General features: G+C 52.8%; 1 protein-coding gene. It reads left to right on the top strand.

Annotation, left to right across the window (positions count from 1 at the left end; genetic code table 11):
- On the top strand, positions 1-1,007 hold a 1,007-nt coding region (locus tag IX84_RS30465), incomplete at both ends, for an IS5/IS1182 family transposase (protein ID WP_044230425.1).

Here is a 1,007-nt window from a genome sequence, read left to right as displayed (position 1 = left end):
CCCAGACCACAACACGATCAACAGTTTCCGCAAGCACCGTTTGAGCAATACGGTCAAGGACGTATTTGCCCAGGTGCTGCTGTTGCTGGTAGAGCAGGGCTACGTCCAGCTCAAGGACTATTATGTCGACGGCACGAAAATGGAATCGGTGGCCAACCGCTATAGTTTTGTCTGGGCTAAGAACGTAGCCCGTTACAAAGCCTCTGTTTTGGAGAAGGTGGCCCAGATACTGGCGCACATAGATGAGCTGTCCAGCCAAGAGGACAGCCCCCCGCCTGACCCTGGCGGGCCAGGCACAAAGACGGATGTGCTGGCAGAAGGGGAGCAGCCACTTAGCGACAGCAAGGCAGTCCGCGAGGCCATCAGCCGTATCAACAGCCGCTTGGACAGTGAAATGCCCGGGGGTGAAGACACCAAGCCGTCCAAGTCGCAAGCCAAGCAAAAGCGCCTGGCCGGCAAACTGCCAAAAGACCATCTGCCCAAGCTGGAAGGTTACGAAGAGCAAGAGCGGCTGTTGGGCGGGCGTTCCTCGTATTCAAAGACGGATGTCGATGCTACTTTCATGAGGACAAAGGACGACCACTTGGGCAATGGGCAACTGCGGCCTTGTTACAATCTTCAGGTCGGTACCGAACAGCAGTTTATCGTCAACTATACGGTGCACCAGACGGCTTCTGACATAAGCTGTTTTGTAGCCCATATGGATGACACCCTGGGGGTACTAGACAATGCCGGGTTGAAATTGCCGGATAATGTTTGTGCTGACGCAGGCTATGGCAGCGAGCAAAACTACGAGTATCTGGAAGAGAAAGGTATAGAAGCCTATGTCAAATACCCAGGTTACCATAAAGAGCAAAAGGGCAAGCATAAGCATGCGTTCCCCCAGCAGGCGCTGCACTATAATGAAGAGGGGGACTACTTTGTTTGCCCTATGGGCCAGCACATGCATCAAGTGGGCCAGACGAAAGAAAAAACAAAAACGGGATATATAAGAACCATCCATATAT

The sequence above is a fragment of the Phaeodactylibacter xiamenensis genome, from assembly GCF_000759025.1.
In the GTDB taxonomy this organism is placed as follows: Bacteria; Bacteroidota; Bacteroidia; order Chitinophagales; family Saprospiraceae; genus Phaeodactylibacter; species Phaeodactylibacter xiamenensis.
The sequence above is the reverse complement of the archived record's forward strand: the minus strand, read 5'-3'. Positions and strand labels throughout refer to the sequence as shown.